The sequence below is a fragment of the Streptomyces sp. NPDC088246 genome, assembly GCF_044741025.1.
Lineage (GTDB): Bacteria > Actinomycetota > Actinomycetes > Streptomycetales > Streptomycetaceae > Streptomyces.
Window position 1 is genome coordinate 16,758 of sequence record NZ_JBIURV010000025.1, and the last position, 15,969, is coordinate 32,726.

Consider the following 15,969-nt stretch of genomic DNA (forward strand, 5'->3'; position numbering starts at 1 on the left):
TGCGCCTCGTCGAGGCGCCGACGAAGACCGGCAGCGCCGGTCGGGGCGTCACCGTCACCGCCGTGCGGACCGACGCGGAGGCAAAAGCCCTGGACTTTCCCGGCTCACCAAAGGGTCGTCGCGACACTCGTGTGTTGCGACGGCCCTTTGGTATCTGCCGTGTGTGGAGGGGCTTCCAGGGCCTCGAATCCATGGCGACAGTCCCCCGGAATCGCGCAGCGCGCGGATTCCGGGGGACTTCTGCATGCGCTCACCTGCGGAAACGGGGCGGGTCCCGGGGTCTTCGCGGAACGCTCACAGGCGATCATTTGTGAGAGCGGGCTGAGTGAACCGCAATCCGGTGCCCCGGACCGTCAGGTCTGTGTGATGACCGTCACGCTGATCATTTCGGTTTCGGTGTCGTCCGGATGCGGGGTGCCGGGCGTATGCCCGGTGAGACCGAGGAGATCCAGGAGCTGATTGTTGACCGTCGAGGAGTTCGAAGAGTTCTATGCGCAGACGGCCGCCCGGCTGACGGGGCAGTTGTTTGTGATGCTCGGCGACCAGCACGAGGCGCAGGACGTGGTGCAGGAAGCTTTCGTCAAGGGCTGGAGCCGACGGCGTCAGCTCGACCGTGACGGGCAGCCCGAGGCGTGGATCCGTAAGGTCGCCTGGCGACTGGCGGTGAGCCGGTGGCGCGGACGGCGCCGTATGGCGGATGCCTGGCAGCGCAGTGGTGCCCCGCCCCATATGGAGGCTCCCGGTCCGGAGTCGGTGGCCTTGGTGGAAGTGCTGCGGGATCTGCCGCCCAAACAGCGCCGCACGCTGGCCTTGCACTACGTATGCGATCTGACTGTCGAGCAGATCGCCGCGGAGACCGGTCTGGCGGCCAGCACCGTCAAGACGCATCTGGCCCGGGGCCGGGCCACGCTCTCGCATCGTCTGCAGGATCCGCGTACCGAGGAGGGGCCCTGTGTCTGAATCCCAAGACCCGCTGCGGTCCCTGTTCAAGGAGGCTGCCGCCACCGGCCAGTCCCGCACCCGTTCCGCTCCGCTCTCCTTCATCACCGAGCGTGCGGAGCAAGTGCGCAGACGCCGGATCCTTGCGCTGGCTGTCGGAGTCTGTCTGGTCTTCTCCGGCACGGGCGCGGCCGTGGCGGCACTCCTGCCCGACAGCACCGGCACCACCGTCCCGGCCACCACCCCTTCCACCCCCCGGCCCTCTCCCGTGTCCTCCCTGCCCTCCTCGCCCCGCACCAGCCCGCCGCCGATGCGGAACCCCTCCCCCGGCCGGAGCGCATCCGGGGCACCGGCCACCCCTACCCACAGCCAGAGCGACCCGCCCCGCTGACCTTCCGCCTCCCGTGCCCCGGGTGACGCCTGCCCGGGGCCGTTCGGCACGCGCACATTCGCCCCAGGAGATTCTGTTGTGAGCCTTTCACCCACCCATCGGCAGCGTGAGTGTCCGCCCGCCCGGACCAGGACCGCTCCCGGGCCGCCCCGCGATACGCCGTCACCGGGCACGACATCCTTCGGCCGGCTGTTTCTCCGGCGGCTGTTGCTCCGGCTCGAGCCCGCCGACCGCGAGGTGCTGTGGCTGTACCTGCTGACCCGCGCGGGCATCTGGATCATTGCCTACTGCACCCGCTGGCTGTTCGCCGACGACCGCCAGGCCCACCACGCCGCCTCGTTCTTCTCACCGTGGCAGCGGTGGGACTGGTGGCACTACCTGCACATAGCCCAGGACGGCTACTTCCCGGGCCAGTCCGGCCCCTGGATATCCGGCTGGGACAACAGGGAAGCCTTCTTCCCCGGCTTCCCCTTCGTACTGCGGGCTGTTCACACCGTCATTCCGAGCTGGCCCGCGGCCGGTGCGCTGATCTCCCTCGTTGCCGGAGGCGTGGCCGTGCTGGCCCTGGCCCGGATCGCCCGGCTGCACCTGCCACAGGACGACGCGGGCCAGCGCGCGGCCCTGTTCTTCCTGCTCTCCCCGTGCGCGGTCTTCCTGGCCGCCGGCTACACCGAAGCGCTCTTCCTCGCCCTGGCCCTGCCGGCCTGGCTGGCCGCCCAGCGCCTCAACTGGCCGCTCGCGGCCGTCCTGACGTGCCTGGCCACCACCGTCCGTGTCAGCGGCCTCTTCCTCGCCGCGGCTGTCGCGGTCCACTTCCTGGTCACCGCCCGCACCCCCGCCCACTGGCGACGTCTGCCCTGGCTGACCCTGCCCGCCCTCCCGCCGTTTCTCTACAGCTGGTACCTGCAGACGCACACCGGCGACTGGATGGCCTGGAAACACGCCGAGGAACGCGGCTGGTACCGCGACTTCCACGCCCCCTGGGACGCCTGGCAGAACACCTGGCACGCCGCCTTCGGGCACTCCCAGAGCACCGGGTACGCCCTGATGAGCCAGGCCGAACTCCTCACCATGCTGGTCGGCATCGGCCTGTGCGGCCTGCTGATCCGGCAGCGACGCTGGCCGGAAGCCGTGTACATCGGCCTCAGCCTGTGGGCCCTGGGCACTTCCTACTGGTACACCTCCATCCCCCGCGCGACCCTCCTGTGGTGGCCCCTGTGGACCGGCCTCGCTGCCTGGAGCCTGCGAAACGCCCGCGTCAAGACCGCCTACCTCGTCATCGCAGCACCTTTGATGACCGTCTTCGCCGTCACCTTCCTCTCCGGACGGTGGGCCGGCTGACCCACACCGCGGAAGCAGCGGTGACGCCGAATCGATCGGCCGGGCCCGGGCGTTCAGCACTCCGGCCGGCACCGCGGAAGTGACGCCGGACCGGTCCCCGGGCCCGGCCTGCGGTGCGGGTGGTCCGATCGTGGGCTGCTTTGGCGGGAGCGAGTCGCTTCCGCGCCGTTTCGAAGTGTTCGTCGGCGACGCGGCCTGACAGGCGTTCCCGGACGGCCCCCGGGCAACCTCTCCGGTGGGCCGTCCGTACTGAATGAGAATCCAGGTCAGGGCCAGACCAGGCAGTACGCCTGATGCCCCGCGTCATGCAGACGATGGCTGAAATCCTGCCACTCGTGCAGCAGTTGGTAGACGTTGAACGCGTCGCGCGGGCCGCCGCGGTCCGGGACCGTGGACCAGATGAAGGCTGCGGCACCCACCGTCTCCTCGCCGACGCCGCGCAGCGGGTCGACGACCGTCATCGGGAGCTTGACCACCGCGTAGTCGGGGTGCAGTACGACCAGTTCCAGCGGTGGGACCCTGTGCAGGGGTATGCCCTGGATGCCGGTGAGGACCATCGCCGACACCGTCTCCGGCTTGATCTTGGTGAACATGCCGCCCATGCCCAGTTCGTCGCCGCCGAGCTCCTCGGGGCGCATCGAAATGGGCACGCGTGCCGCGGTCGCCCCGTCGGGGGCACCGAAATACTTGTAGGTCACCCCCACCCGGCCACCACTCCTGCTTCCGGCTCCGACACCCTGCGCACCACCGGCCTGTATGCCCTGCCTGCGTTCCGCCTCACGCCGGTGCCGACCCCGCCGGGCAGGCTCGGGCCCCAGGTCGTCGGTCCCTTCGCCCACTCCGCCACCGCGATGCATATCTCATCCACCCGACTACTACTTAGGAGACACAGCCCCCGCCGCGCAACCCGATCATCGTCTCAGTGACCTCCCCCACGGGCGTGCGGTGAAACACCTGTCCGCAAGACCGTCCGTGGCTCTGACACCATGGCTTGTGTGAGCTTTCCCTATGACGCCCCAGTTTCGCAGACGCTTTTCGACCGCGCGTCCCTCGTGACGCCCGGCGGCGTGAACTCTCCCGTCCGTGCCTTCCGGGCCGTGGGCGGTACGCCCCGCTTCATGGTGTCCGGTACCGGTCCGTACCTCACCGACGCCGACGGCCGTGAGTATGTCGACCTCGTGTGCTCGTGGGGGCCGATGATCCTCGGCCACTCCCACCCCGAGGTCATCGCCGCAGTCCAGGAGGCTGTCGCCCGCGGCACCTCGTTCGGTACGCCCGGTGAGGGCGAGGTCGCGCTCGCCGAGGAGATCGTGGCCCGGATCGAGCCCGTGGAGCAGGTGCGACTGGTGTCGTCCGGCACCGAGGCGACCATGTCCGCGATCCGTCTCGCCCGCGGGTTCACCGGCCGGGCCAAGGTGGTGAAGTTCGCCGGCTGCTACCACGGCCACGTCGACGCACTGCTCGCCGCCGCCGGGTCCGGGGTCGCGACCTTCGGCCTTCCGGACACCCCGGGGGTCACCGGTGCGCAGGCCGGCGACACGATCGTGCTGCCGTACAACGACCTGGACGCCGTGCGGGAGGCGTTCGCCGCGCAGCCCGGCGAGATCGCCTGTGTGATCACCGAGGCGTCGCCGGGCAACATGGGCGTCGTCCCGCCGCTGGACGGTTTCAACGCCGGGCTCAAGGAGATCTGCGCCGCCAACGGCGCGCTCTACATCTCCGACGAGGTCATGACCGGATTCCGTACCTCGAAGGCCGGCTGGTTCGGCATCGACGGGGTACGGCCCGACCTGATGACCTTCGGCAAGGTCATGGGCGGCGGCTTCCCGGCAGCGGCCTTCGGCGGCCGTGCGGACGTGATGGCGCACCTCGCCCCGGCCGGTCCCGTCTACCAGGCGGGCACCCTCTCCGGTAACCCGGTCGCCACCGCCGCCGGTCTCGCCCAGCTGCGGCTGCTCGACGACGCCGCGTACGCGAAGGTGGACGCCGTCTCCGCGGAGATCCGCGGCCTGGTCGGCGAGGCGCTCGCCAAGGAAGGCGTGGCACACACCGTGCAGGCGGCGAGCAACATGTTCTCCGTCTTCTTCACCGACCGGCCGGTGCGGAACTACGAGGACGCGAAGCAGCAGGAAGCTTTCCGCTTCACCGCCTTCTTCCACTCGTTGCTGTCGCAGGGCGTCTACCTGCCGCCGTCCGCCTTCGAGTCCTGGTTCGTCTCCACCGCCCACGACACGCAGGCCGTCGAGCGCATCGCCGCCGCCCTGCCCGCCGCTGCCCGCGCCGCATCGGAGGCAACCGCATGAGCGAGAACGGAAGCCGCAAGGACATCACCGTCGTCCATCTGATGCGGCACGGCGAGGTGCACAACCCGGAGGGCGTGCTCTACGGGCGCCGCCCCGGCTACCACCTCTCCGAACTCGGCCGGCAGATGGCCGACCGGGTCGCCGAGCACCTGGAAGGCCGCGACATCACTCATGTCGTCGCCTCCCCGCTGGAGCGCGCCCAGGAGACGGCCACACCGATCGCCAAGACGCACGGCCTCGGCCTGGCCACCGACGAGCGGCTCATCGAGGCCGCCAACGTCTTCGAGGGCAAGACCTTCGGGGTCGGCGACGGGGCGCTGCGCAAGCCGGACAACTGGAAGCACCTGACGAATCCGTTCCGGCCGTCGTGGGGCGAGCCGTACATCGAGCAGGTCGTACGGATGATGGGCGCCCTGGACGCCGCGCGTGACGCGGCGCGCGGGCACGAGGCGGTGTGCGTCAGCCATCAGCTGCCGATCTGGATCGTGCGCAGCTTCGTGGAGCGGCGGCGGCTGTGGCACGACCCGCGCAAGCGGCAGTGCACGCTCGCGTCGTTGACCAGCTTCACGTACCAGGGCGACAAGATCGTGTCGGTCGGGTACACGGAGCCGGCGCGGGATCTGGTGCCGGCGCATCTGCGGGCCGGCGCGAAGCCGGTGAAGGGGAAGTCGAAGGCGTTCGGCGCGTAGCCGGCCCGGGGCCGGCGGGGCGTGGGGTGGGGTGGAGTGCACCCGAGCCCCAGCCCCGGGCCCCTGCCTGCCGACCTTCCCGGTCGTCCGGTTGCCGTTCTGTCCTCAATCGCCGGACGGGCTTGATTTTCCGCCCGTCCGGCGATTTTTTGCCGCCGTCCCGAGGCAGGCGATTCTGCTGCCGCCTCGGGACCGGGGACTGAGTCCCCTTCAGCGATTGATCACTCCGCCGGCGGTTGAGCCCTGCTCCCGCCGCGTCCGGCTCGCTCGGTCATGCGTTCGACCAAAGTCGAGGTCTGGTCGCGCACAGAAAAATATGCTAATCGGCGGAACCCTTCTACCGCTTCCCTCATCTAAGCCTTTGTCAGTTTGTATGGACTTGAGGCAAAACGACCGCAGATGGGGAACGCATGCGCGACATCAGCCGAAGGGGTCTGCTCGGAGCCGGGCTTGGGGCCACGGCCGCCATCGGTCTGACGGGGTGCGGTTCCTCCGACACGGGCCTGCCGGGCGCTGCTGCGGGGGAGAAGGGTGCCGACGGGCACACCCGGGGGACCGGACCTGCGAAGAAGGACGTCCGCGAGATAGGGGACGGTTCCACCGCGGACACCGGGAAGCAGCCGCATCAGCCTTCCGCGCCGGTTCCGCTCGAACCCGGGCAGACGCCACCGCAGTTCGTGATCTTTTCCTGGGACGGGGCGGGCGAGGTCGGCAACGGGCTCTTCCCGCGCTTTCTGGAACTCGCCAAGGATCACGAAGCGTCGATGACCTTCTTCCTCTCCGGCCTCTATCTGCTGCCCGAGTCGAAGAAGTCCAAGTACCGGCCGCCCAACAACCCGATCGGTGCTTCCGACATCGGTTATCTCACCGATGACCACATCAAGGAGACGCTGAAGTGCGTCCGTCAGGCCTGGTTCGACGGGCATGAGATAGGCACCCACTTCAACGGGCATTTCTGCGGCGGTTCCGGATCGGTCGCGAACTGGTCGGCCTCCCAGTGGCAGAGCGAAATCGATCAGGCGGTCTCCTTCGTCACCGAATGGCGCACCAACACCGGCTGGAGCGACCTCGATCCGCTGCCTTTCGACTACCGCAAGGAACTGGTCGGCGGACGCACTCCCTGCCTGCTCGGCCAGGACAATCTGCTGCCCACGGCACGCAAGCTCGGCTGGCGCTACGACGCCAGCTCGCCCGGTGGCACCCAGGTGTGGCCCCAGAAGCGTCAGGGCGTGTGGGATCTGCCGCTGCAGGGCATGCCGTTCCCGGGGCACTCCTTCGAAGTCCTTTCGATGGACTACAACATCCTCGCCAACCAGTCGGTGAATTCGACCAAGGGCATGCCTTCGCGTTATCCGGGCTGGCGCAAGCAGGCCGCCCAGTCGTATCTCGCCGGTTTCGACCGTGCGTACACGACGAATCGCGCGCCCTTCTACATCGGAAACCATTTCGAGGAGTGGAACGGCGGCATCTATATGGACGCGGTCGAGGAAGCGCTCAAGAAAATCGCGGGGAAGCCGGATGTGCGGCTCGTCTCCTTCAAGCAGTTCGTCGACTGGCTCGACGTCCAGACCCCGGCCGTGCTCGACAAGCTCCGTACGCTGGGAGTCGGACAGTCGCCCGAAGGCGGCTGGAACGCCTTCTTTAAACAGGCCTGACAACGGGCTTTACGGGCACCGAGGGGGGTGCCCGAGATCGCCGGAACCGTCATGCGAAACTTTTCACATGAGCTATGGCCGGGCACCTCGACGCCGCTTCACCCTGCTCGCCGCCCCCGCAGCGGTCGTCGCACTCGCACTCACGCTGACGGCGTGCGGTGGCGACGACAACAAGGCGGGTGGCGGTGGCAACACGAACTTCGTCACGGGCAGTGGCGGAATCTCCACCGTGGCCAAGGGCGACCGCAAGGCCGCCCCGAAGCTCGACGGCGAGACCCTCGAAGGCAAGCAGCTCGACGTCGCCGACTACAAGGGCAAGGTCGTCGTGCTGAACATGTGGGGCTCGTGGTGCGGGCCCTGCCGTCTGGAGGCCCAGTACTTCTCGAGGGTGGCGAAGGAGACGAAGGACAAGGGCGTCCAGTTCGTCGGGATCAACACGCGCGACCCCAAGAAGGGCCCCGCGCTGAGCTTCGAGAAGGACTACGGGATCCCCTACCCGAGCCTTTACGACCCGACCGGCAAGCTCATGCTCCGCTTCCCCAAGGGCACGCTGCGTCCGCAGGCCATTCCGTCGACCGTGGTGCTGGACCGGGACGGGAAGATCGCCGCCCGTTCGCTGGCCGCGCTCGACGCCGACAAGCTGCACAAGATGATCGACCCGCTGATCGCGGAGAAGTGATTCCGTGCACACCCTTGCCGCGGTCCAGGGCGAGAACCTGACCATCGTGAACGGGGCGCTGATCGTCGCCCTGCCCGTCGCCGTACTCGCCGGGCTCGTCTCGTTCTTCTCGCCGTGCGTCCTGCCGCTCGTCCCCGGTTACCTCAGTTACGTCACCGGGGTCAGCGGCACGGACCTGGCGCAGGCCAAGCGGGGGCGCATGGTCGCGGGCGCCTCGCTCTTCGTGCTCGGCTTCACCGCCGTGTTCGTCTCCGGCGGCGCGCTCTTCGGCTTCTTCGGCGACACCCTCCAGGAGCACAGCCAGACGCTCGCCAAGGTCCTCGGTGTGCTGATGATCCTGATGGGGATCTTCTTCATGGGCCTCATGCCGTGGATGACGCAGCGCGAATTCCGTATCCACAAGAGGCCGGTGACCGGGCTGGCGGGCGCACCACTGCTGGGCGCCCTCTTCGGGATCGGCTGGACCCCGTGCCTCGGCCCGACGCTCAGCTCGGTGAGCATCCTCGCCGTGCAGCAGGGCACCGCCGGACGCGGGGCGATACTGACCGTCGCGTACTGCCTCGGGCTCGGTCTGCCCTTCGTGCTCGCGGCGGTCGCCTTCCGCAAGGCGCTCGGCGCCTTCGGCTGGGTCAAGCGCCACTACGCATGGGTCATGCGGATCGGCGGCGTCATGATGATCGCGACCGGGCTGCTCCTGCTGACCGGCGTCTGGGACACCATGATGCAGGAATTGCAGGGCTGGTCCAACGGCTTCACTGTGGGGATCTGAGTTCCATGAGCGACACCAAGTCCAACCCGGCCCCGGAGCGCGAGCACCGGGACGAGCGGGAGATCCGGGACGAGCAGGACCGGGAGAACGCCCGCGAACTCGGTGCGGCCGGCTCCCAGCTCTCCACCGCCCCGCGCGAGGAGAGCGCGGCCGATCTGCCGGCCATGGGCGTCATCGGCTGGGTCCGCTGGTTCTGGCGGCAGCTCACCTCGATGCGGGTCGCGCTGATCCTGCTCTTCCTGCTGTCGCTCGGCGCCATCCCCGGCTCGCTGATCCCGCAGAACAGCGTCGACGAACTGAAGGTGCAGACCTTCAAGGACGCCCACACCACCGTCACGCCGATCTACGAGAAGCTCCAGTTCTTCGACGTCTACAGCTCGGTGTGGTTCTCCGCGATCTACATCCTGCTGTTCATCTCGCTCATCGGCTGCATCGTCCCGCGCACCGGCCAGTTCATCGGCCAGCTGCGCAGCCGCCCGCCGGGTGCCCCGAGGCGCCTGACCCGGCTGCCCGCGTACACCACCTGGCGCACCGAGGCCGAGCCCGAGCACGTCCGCGAGGCCGCGCTAGCCATGATGCGCAGGCGCCGCTACCGCGCGCACATCGCGGGGGACGCGGTCGCCGCCGAGAAGGGCTATCTGCGCGAGGCCGGGAACCTGATCTTCCACATCGCGCTGATCGTGATGCTGGTGGCGTTCGCCTTCGGGCAGCTCTTCAAGTCCGAGGGTGCCAAGCTGATCGTCGAGGGCGACGGCTTCTCCAACACACTCACCCAGTACGACGACTTCAAGTCGGGTTCGCTGTTCGACACCGACTCGCTCGCCCCGTTCAGCTTCACGCTCGACAAGTTCATCGGCACGTACGAGCGCAGCGGCCCCCAGATCGGTACGCCCCGGACCTACGAGGCCCATGTGACGTACGAGAAGGGTGCCTACGGCAAGCCGCAGAAGACCGTCATCAGGGTCAACGAGCCGCTGGTCGTCGACGGCACCAAGGTCTATCTGAACGCGCACGGCTACGCGCCCGTCGTCTCCGTCAAGGACGGCAGGGGCAAGGAGGTCTACAAGGCCGCCGTGCCGCTGCTGCCCATCGACAACAACGTCACCTCGACCGGTGCGATCAAGGTGTTCGACGGCTACCGCGACAAGAACGGCAAGAAGACCCAGCTGGGCTTCCAGGCGTTCTTCGTGCCGACCTTCGCGGGCGACAACCAGGGCACGATGTTCTCCCAGTTCCCCGCCGCCGACAATCCGCGGCTCGCCCTCAACGGCTACCACGGCTACCTCGGGCCCGACTCCGGACTGGCGCAGAACGTGTACCAGCTGGACAAGTCCAAGATGAAGGAGTTCAAGGACAGCAAGGGCAACCTGCTCAAGCAGCGCCTGGCGGTCGGCGACACGATGAAGCTGCCCGACGGCGCCGGTTCGATCACCTTCGAGGGCGTCGAGGAGTGGGCCAGCTTCCAGATCTCCGAGCAGCCCGCCAGCGGCTGGGCGCTCACCGGCGCCATCGCCGCGATCGCCGGGCTCGCAGGCTCGCTGTTCATCCAGCGGCGCCGCATCTGGGTGCGGGCCGTGCGCGGTGCGGACGGCGTCACCGTCGTCGAAATGGCGGGTCTCGGCCGCAGCGAGTCCGCGAAGCTTCCCGAGGAGCTGGCCGATCTCGCGGTCACGCTCAATGCCGTCGCGCCCACCGCGCCCGGCTCCGACACCGACCCCGGATCAGATTCCGGCTCCGTCGAAGAATCCCCCGTAGAACCTGCCGAAGGGGCTGAGAAGTGAATCTCGCCGCCGCAACCAACGAGAACCTGGCGCACACCAGCAATGTGCTGATCTATTCGTCGATGGCCGTCTACACCCTGGCCTTCTTCGCGCACATCGCGGAATGGGTGTTCGGCAGCCGCAGCAAGGTCGGCCGCACCGCCGCCGCGCTGACCGGTACCGAGGGGGCGGCCGCCGCCACGGTGAAGGTGCAGGTCGCGCAGAAGGGCGGCGGCACCGCCGTACTCGACCGCCCGAAGATCATCACGCGCTCCGCGGCCGGTACCCGCGACGTCCCGGACGGGCCCGGCGCGGCCGGCGGCACGTTCAAGGGCGACCTGTACGGACGCATGGCGGTCTCCATGACCGTGCTCGCCTTCCTCGTCCAGGCCGGCGGTGTCCTCGCCCGCGCGCTGTCCGTGCAGCGTGCCCCCTGGGGCAACATGTACGAGTTCTCCATCACCTTCTCCACGGTGGCGGTCGCCGCGTACCTGAGCCTCCTCGCGCTGAAGAAGAACGTCCGCTGGATGGGGCTGCTCCTGGTCACCACCGTCCTGCTGGACCTCGGCATCGCGACCACGGTGCTCTACACGTCCAGCGACCAGCTGGTGCCCGCACTGCACTCGTACTGGCTGTGGATCCACGTCTCCACCGCCATCATCTGCGGTGCCGTCTTCTACATCGGTGCGGTCGCCACGCTGCTCTACCTCTTCCGCGACAGCTACGAGAGCAAGCTCGCGGGCGGCGGGCAGCCCGGTTCGTTCGCCCGGTCCGTGCTCTCCCGGCTGCCCGCCGCCTCGACGCTCGACAAGTTCTCGTACCGCATCAACGCCGCGGTCTTCCCGCTGTGGACGTTCACGATCATCGCGGGCGCCATCTGGGCGGGCGACGCATGGGGCCGCTACTGGGGCTGGGACCCCAAGGAGGTCTGGTCCTTCATCACCTGGGTCGCGTACGCCTGCTACCTGCACGCCCGCGCCACCGCAGGCTGGAAGGGCCGCAAGGCCGCCTACCTGGCACTGGTCGCCTTCGGCTGCTGGCTCTTCAACTACTACGGCGTGAACATCTTCGTCACCGGCAAGCACTCCTACGCAGGCGTCTGACCGGCCCCCACCCCGTACGGGTGCGGATCCCGCACCACCGGGCCACGCTGGAACCATGACCGATGCGATCCCCGTCATCGAGCGTGGCACCAGCGAAACCCATGGTGACCAGCACATGCTGCGGTTCACGCTACGGCTGCCCCACCCCGTCCCACGGGTGTGGGCAGCCGTTGCCAGTTCCGAGGGGCTGCCCGGCTGGCTCGCCGCCGCCGACCCGTTCGAACCGCGCATCGGCGGGGCCGTCACGCTGCGCTGGCTGAACACCGACCCGGACGGGCATGCCACGGTCGCCTCCGGCACCGTCACCGCCTGGGACATCGAGCGGGTCGCCGAATACACCCTCGAAGGACTCCACGGCCGCATCCGCTTCCACCTGGAGCCACCGCGCGGCGACCATGTGCTGCTGCGCTTCACCAACGAGTTCCGGGGCGACGACGAGCTGCGCCTGGACTGCCTCGCCGGCTGGCACGACCACTTCCGCTACCTCGTCGACGCGCTCGACGGATATCCCGCCGACTGGTCGAAGTGGACCCCGGTCCGGTGGGCGGGGCTGCGCGAGGAGTACGCGGCGGCCGAGCGGTGACGCGGCGTCACGGTGCCGAGGACGGCGGCAGGCACTTCGGGTCCGGCGGCGTGCGCTCGGGCCAGGCGATCGCCACGAACCGCTGACGGGCGTCCTCAGGTGCCAGCTCCACCACCGGCACCGCCTTGTTGTACGGGTTCCCGTGGTTGTCCAGGCAGATCCAGCCACTGGCCCCCGACACCCGCAGCGAACCCTTCACCCGCGGCCACTGCTCACCCACGTCCGCGGGCTGCGGAAGCTGCTTGCCGTCCGGCGTCGCCTGCCGGATGCCGTGCACCGCCAGCGACATCGCGTCGTGCGCGATGATGACCTGGCCGTCGGTCAGCTCCTGGTGACCGGTCGGACCGATCGGTCCCACGGGCTTCTTCGCCACCGTGGCCAGCAGGTCCAGGAAGCTGCGGTAGTCCGCCGGGGAACCGCCCGTCGCCGCCCCGCCCTTCTCCTTCGCCACCGCCCAGGCGTCCGGGTGCGCCAGCGAGGCGTAGCGGACCGTCACCTTGCGGCGCAGCGCGCCCCGGTCGAGCTTCTTGTCGCTGCCGAGGTACGAGCCCTCGTCGCCGGTCAGGATCGTGAACGGGCGGCTCTGGCAGCCGCGGGCCCCGAGCGCGTTGATGAACTGCCGCAGCTGGGTGTGGCGTCCGGCGAAGAACACCGTATCCGCGTCCGTGTCACAGATGAGATGCGTGATCTGCTGGAACGTGTTGGCCGTGGTGCCCTCGTCGTTGGGGTCCTTGCGCGAGGTGAACAGCTGCGGCTCGTACTGTGTGCCCTTCACCAGCGAGGTGAACGCCGCCCGCAGCGTGTCCGTGTAGTGGTCCCCGGTGCGGGTGTCCTGCACCAGCAGCGCCTTGTCCGCCTTCACCTTCCCGAAGTGCGCCAGCGCCCGCGCCTCGTCCCGGTTCGTCGGCGACACCCGCGCCAGACCGGGGAACGGGTCGCCGCCCGGGCCGTTGGCGATGTCGTCGGCGGTGATCGTGGTACCGACGACCGCGATGTGCGCGGCGGTCAGCTCCTTGACCGCCGACCTGACCTGCGTACTGCTGGTGGCGACCCCAGACACGGCCCGCAGATGGTCCGGGGCCCCGGTCATCTTCTTCAGCCGGTCCACCGTCGGCTGCCACAGCAGGTTGTTCTTCCCCGTGTTGGCGAGAACCAGCCGGATCCCCGGCACCTGCTCGTTCGACAGATGGTTGGCCCGGTACTGCTCGGCGAACGCGCCCTGCAGCTCGCGCTGCATCTTGGTCTGCATGGCTTCGTCCGTCGACGTCAGCGGCAGCAGCAGCGCGACCGTCGCGTACCGGCCGGGCTTCAGGGTGTCGTTCTCCCGGGCGATGGCCGCGGCGACCTCGGTCAGCTTCGGCCGCCCGAAGTCGTAGCCGTCGCCGGAGACACCTATGCACTCGTCGCTGCCCTGCGGCCGCTCGACACCCTTCGCGCAGGAGCGGTCCTCGGGGGCGGTGAGCCGGCCGATGCCGTACCAGCCGGACGTGACGACCAGGGCGCCGACCACCACCGTGGTGACCACTTTCTGCCTTGCCGTGTACCAGACGCGATAGCGCAGTGGATTACGCATCCGAGCCACCGTCCCCCCGCCTCTGCCCGCTGCCGCCCGTGCCCGGTCCGCCCGTGTCCGGCGACCCCGGCGGCATGGACAGCGGCCGCCAGGCCCTGATGTCCTGCGGCCAGTGCGTCGCCGCGTCCCACAGCACGCTGTTGCCCGTCGGATGCCTGCCGGACAGTTGTCGCAGTTCGTGCGCCATCTTGTCGATCACCTCTTCGTCCGGCAGAGCCAGTGGATCGGACAGCAGCCATACGGCGTGCAGCAGCCGGCGCAGCTGCAACTGGAGCTCCACGGCCCGCTCGCCGAGCCCCGCGAGCCCCGTCTCCCCGTCCGGCAGCGAACCGGCCGCCTCGCGGCCGAGCGCGACCGCCCGCCGCGGATCGGGGCCGGCGTAACCGGGCGGACGCGGATACGGGGCCGAGGCGATGAACCGCAACGAGCCGAGCCAGGCGGTGACATCCCCGTCGGTGAACCGCTCCCGCAGATGCGTCACGCAGTCCCTCGTCCTGCCCAGCACCAGTTCCTGGTGCAGCCGGTGCGGGACGCTCGGGCAGCGGCCCCCGGGCGCGTACGCCGTGCGCAGCGTCTCGTGCACCGCACGCCACACCGCGTAGTACGGATGGTCGTCGTCCTGGAACCGCAGCCGGTGCAGCAGCAGCGCACGCAGCAGCGGATCGGCGACGAAGTACTCGGGGCCGACCGGCCAGTCCTGGGCCCGCAGCACGTCCCGCACCTGCAGCGCCACATCGCCGTCCAGCGACCGGCCGCGCAGCCGGGCCGTGGCCAGCAGCCGCGCCGAGTCCTCCCCGTGCGCGGCGGCCAGCACACTCAGTACGTCGAGCTGCTGCCCAGGCAGCAGCTGAGCCAACAGCTCGTCCGCGACCCGCACCGGCGCCCGGTCCTCACGCAGCTCCACCGTGCGGTCCAGCAGCGCCCCCGGCACCAGCGAGCCCGGCTGCGATGTGCTGCCCGGCTGCGACGATCCCGGCCGCGGCGTCCCCGGCACCAGCGCCTCGCCCGCCGCCTGCGCCAACAGCGCCACACCCAGCGGGCGCCCACCCGTCAGCCGGTGCACCCCACGTGCCAGCCCGGCCGGGGTACGGCCCACCGGATCGTGCCGGTCGAACGCCGCCTGCACGTGCGCCGGGCCCAGCGCGGTGAGCTCCACGGCCAGAATCCCGGACGTCACCTCCGAACCGCGGGCCCAGTGCGAGCCGTGCGCCACCTCGGGCAGCCGCCGGCGCACCGCATGGCTCAGCCCCTCGTGGTCACGGGCGCGCGAGGAGGCGAACAGGGCGATCTGATCGCGCACCCCGGAGGCCCGCTGCCGCAGCACCGGCTCCACCAGCTGCCGGCCCAGCAACGTGTGCGCGTTGTCCAGCAGCAGCACAGGACGGCCCCGGCGGGCACCCCGCGCCAGACCCCCGTACGCCCGCACCAGATCCGCGACCAGCGCGAGCACCAGATGATCCTCGGCCCGGCGGCGCAGATCGCCGCCGCGCTCGAAGTCGACCGCCAGCTGCCGCAGCCCGATCCTGCCGTTGCCGCCCGCGTGCGGATAACTCCCGTACCAGTCCGCCGAACGCCGCTGGAACCGGCTGAACGTCTCCTCCAGCACCGTCTCGATCGTGGCCTCGGCGACCATCCCGGCCAGTGGGACCACCGAGTCGAAGGCACTCGCGGCCAGCTTCGTCAGCACCTTGGTGACCCAGCCCGTCGCCGCGTCCCCACGGGTGTCGACCGTCGCCAGCACCGGTCCGAGCGACTGCAGATCCCGCTGCGCCCGCGTCTCGTCCTCCCGCGTCCAGGAGATCGAGGCGACCGCCACGAGCCCGAGGCTCAGCCGGGGAAACTGCACCGGCCTCGCGGCATGCACCTTCGCCGTCAGCTGGGTGGCGAGCTCCGGCAGCGCCCCGGTGACCGGAGTCCAGCCGGGGCCCGGGTCCGCGGGCGGCACGACGGTCTCGCAGTCGACCAGGGCCACCGGGGTGATCTCCCGGTACAGATGGCGCAGTTGCTTGAGCGCGGCCGTCTTTCCCATGCCGCGGCCGCCGGTCAGCACGGCGACCGGCGGATCGTCACGGTGCTCGTAGGCGACCCGGGCGGAGCCGTACGGAGTGAGACCTGTCAGACGCGCCGCAAGTCCGTCGTTGCCGAAGATCGCCTCGCGCCCGTACAGCTCTCTCTCCACAGGAC

At 69.6% G+C, this 15,969-nt stretch carries 14 protein-coding genes; 11 read left to right on the plus strand and 3 right to left on the minus strand.

The genetic code is table 11. The features are described from left to right. The first annotated feature begins 462 nt into the window (after positions 1-462). From ACIPEK_RS29895 to ACIPEK_RS29905, 3 genes are all read left to right on the plus strand, one after another. Positions 463-960 (plus strand): SigE family RNA polymerase sigma factor, encoded by a 498-nt coding sequence (locus ACIPEK_RS29895; protein WP_402002232.1) that lies wholly within the window; start codon positions 463-465, stop codon positions 958-960. Then, the gene (locus ACIPEK_RS29900; protein ID WP_402002235.1) at positions 953-1,330 is read left to right on the plus strand and encodes a hypothetical protein; all 378 of its coding nucleotides are present in this window, start codon (positions 953-955) and stop codon (positions 1,328-1,330) included. Before ACIPEK_RS29895 ends, ACIPEK_RS29900 begins: the two co-directional genes overlap by 8 nt. 78 nt (positions 1,331-1,408) lie before the next feature. After that, positions 1,409-2,671 (plus strand): mannosyltransferase family protein, encoded by a 1,263-nt coding sequence (locus tag ACIPEK_RS29905; RefSeq protein ID WP_402002237.1) that lies wholly within the window; start codon positions 1,409-1,411, stop codon positions 2,669-2,671. Between the two features lie 266 nt (positions 2,672-2,937). On the opposite strand, the gene ACIPEK_RS29910 is transcribed toward ACIPEK_RS29905, so the two are convergent. After that, complete coding sequence (locus ACIPEK_RS29910; protein ID WP_383066949.1) at positions 2,938-3,528, minus strand: hypothetical protein; 591 nt, start codon at positions 3,526-3,528, stop codon at positions 2,938-2,940. Between the two features lie 129 nt (positions 3,529-3,657). On the opposite strand from ACIPEK_RS29910, the gene hemL reads away from it, so the two are divergent. From hemL to ACIPEK_RS29950, 8 genes are all read left to right on the plus strand, one after another. Beyond that, entirely contained in the window at positions 3,658-4,974 is a 1,317-nt protein-coding gene (gene hemL, locus ACIPEK_RS29915; RefSeq protein ID WP_383066951.1) for a glutamate-1-semialdehyde 2,1-aminomutase, read from the plus strand. Then, positions 4,971-5,663, plus strand: a complete 693-nt coding sequence (locus ACIPEK_RS29920) for a histidine phosphatase family protein (RefSeq protein ID WP_402002241.1) — start codon at positions 4,971-4,973, stop codon at positions 5,661-5,663. The genes hemL and ACIPEK_RS29920 overlap by 4 nt, the downstream gene beginning before the upstream one ends. A gap of 410 nt (positions 5,664-6,073) precedes the next feature. Continuing rightward, on the plus strand, positions 6,074-7,318 hold the full coding sequence (locus tag ACIPEK_RS29925) for a hypothetical protein (RefSeq protein ID WP_402002244.1): 1,245 nt from the start codon (positions 6,074-6,076) through the stop codon (positions 7,316-7,318). A gap of 67 nt (positions 7,319-7,385) precedes the next feature. Further along, entirely contained in the window at positions 7,386-7,997 is a 612-nt protein-coding gene (locus tag ACIPEK_RS29930) for a TlpA family protein disulfide reductase (protein WP_402002247.1), read from the plus strand. Positions 7,998-8,001: 4 nt separating this feature from the next. Next, entirely contained in the window at positions 8,002-8,766 is a 765-nt protein-coding gene (locus ACIPEK_RS29935; RefSeq protein ID WP_402002250.1) for a cytochrome c biogenesis CcdA family protein, read from the plus strand. 5 nt (positions 8,767-8,771) lie between these two features. Then, complete coding sequence (locus ACIPEK_RS29940) at positions 8,772-10,547, plus strand: cytochrome c biogenesis protein ResB (protein WP_402002253.1); 1,776 nt, start codon at positions 8,772-8,774, stop codon at positions 10,545-10,547. Beyond that, on the plus strand, positions 10,544-11,629 hold the full coding sequence (ccsB, locus tag ACIPEK_RS29945; protein WP_402002256.1) for a c-type cytochrome biogenesis protein CcsB: 1,086 nt from the start codon (positions 10,544-10,546) through the stop codon (positions 11,627-11,629). The genes ACIPEK_RS29940 and ccsB overlap by 4 nt, the downstream gene beginning before the upstream one ends. Before the next feature lie 55 nt (positions 11,630-11,684). Then, the gene (locus ACIPEK_RS29950; RefSeq protein ID WP_402002259.1) at positions 11,685-12,212 is read left to right on the plus strand and encodes an SRPBCC domain-containing protein; all 528 of its coding nucleotides are present in this window, start codon (positions 11,685-11,687) and stop codon (positions 12,210-12,212) included. Positions 12,213-12,219: 7 nt separating this feature from the next. Here ACIPEK_RS29950 and ACIPEK_RS29955 read toward each other — a convergent pair whose 3' ends face one another. Next, positions 12,220-13,785: an ABC transporter substrate-binding protein gene (locus tag ACIPEK_RS29955; RefSeq protein WP_402002262.1), complete on the minus strand. Its 1,566-nt coding sequence runs from the start codon at positions 13,783-13,785 to the stop codon at positions 12,220-12,222. Further along, the gene (locus tag ACIPEK_RS29960) at positions 13,778-15,964 is read right to left on the minus strand and encodes a hypothetical protein (RefSeq protein ID WP_402002265.1); all 2,187 of its coding nucleotides are present in this window, start codon (positions 15,962-15,964) and stop codon (positions 13,778-13,780) included. The genes ACIPEK_RS29955 and ACIPEK_RS29960 overlap by 8 nt, the downstream gene beginning before the upstream one ends. Positions 15,965-15,969: the final 5 nt, after the last annotated feature.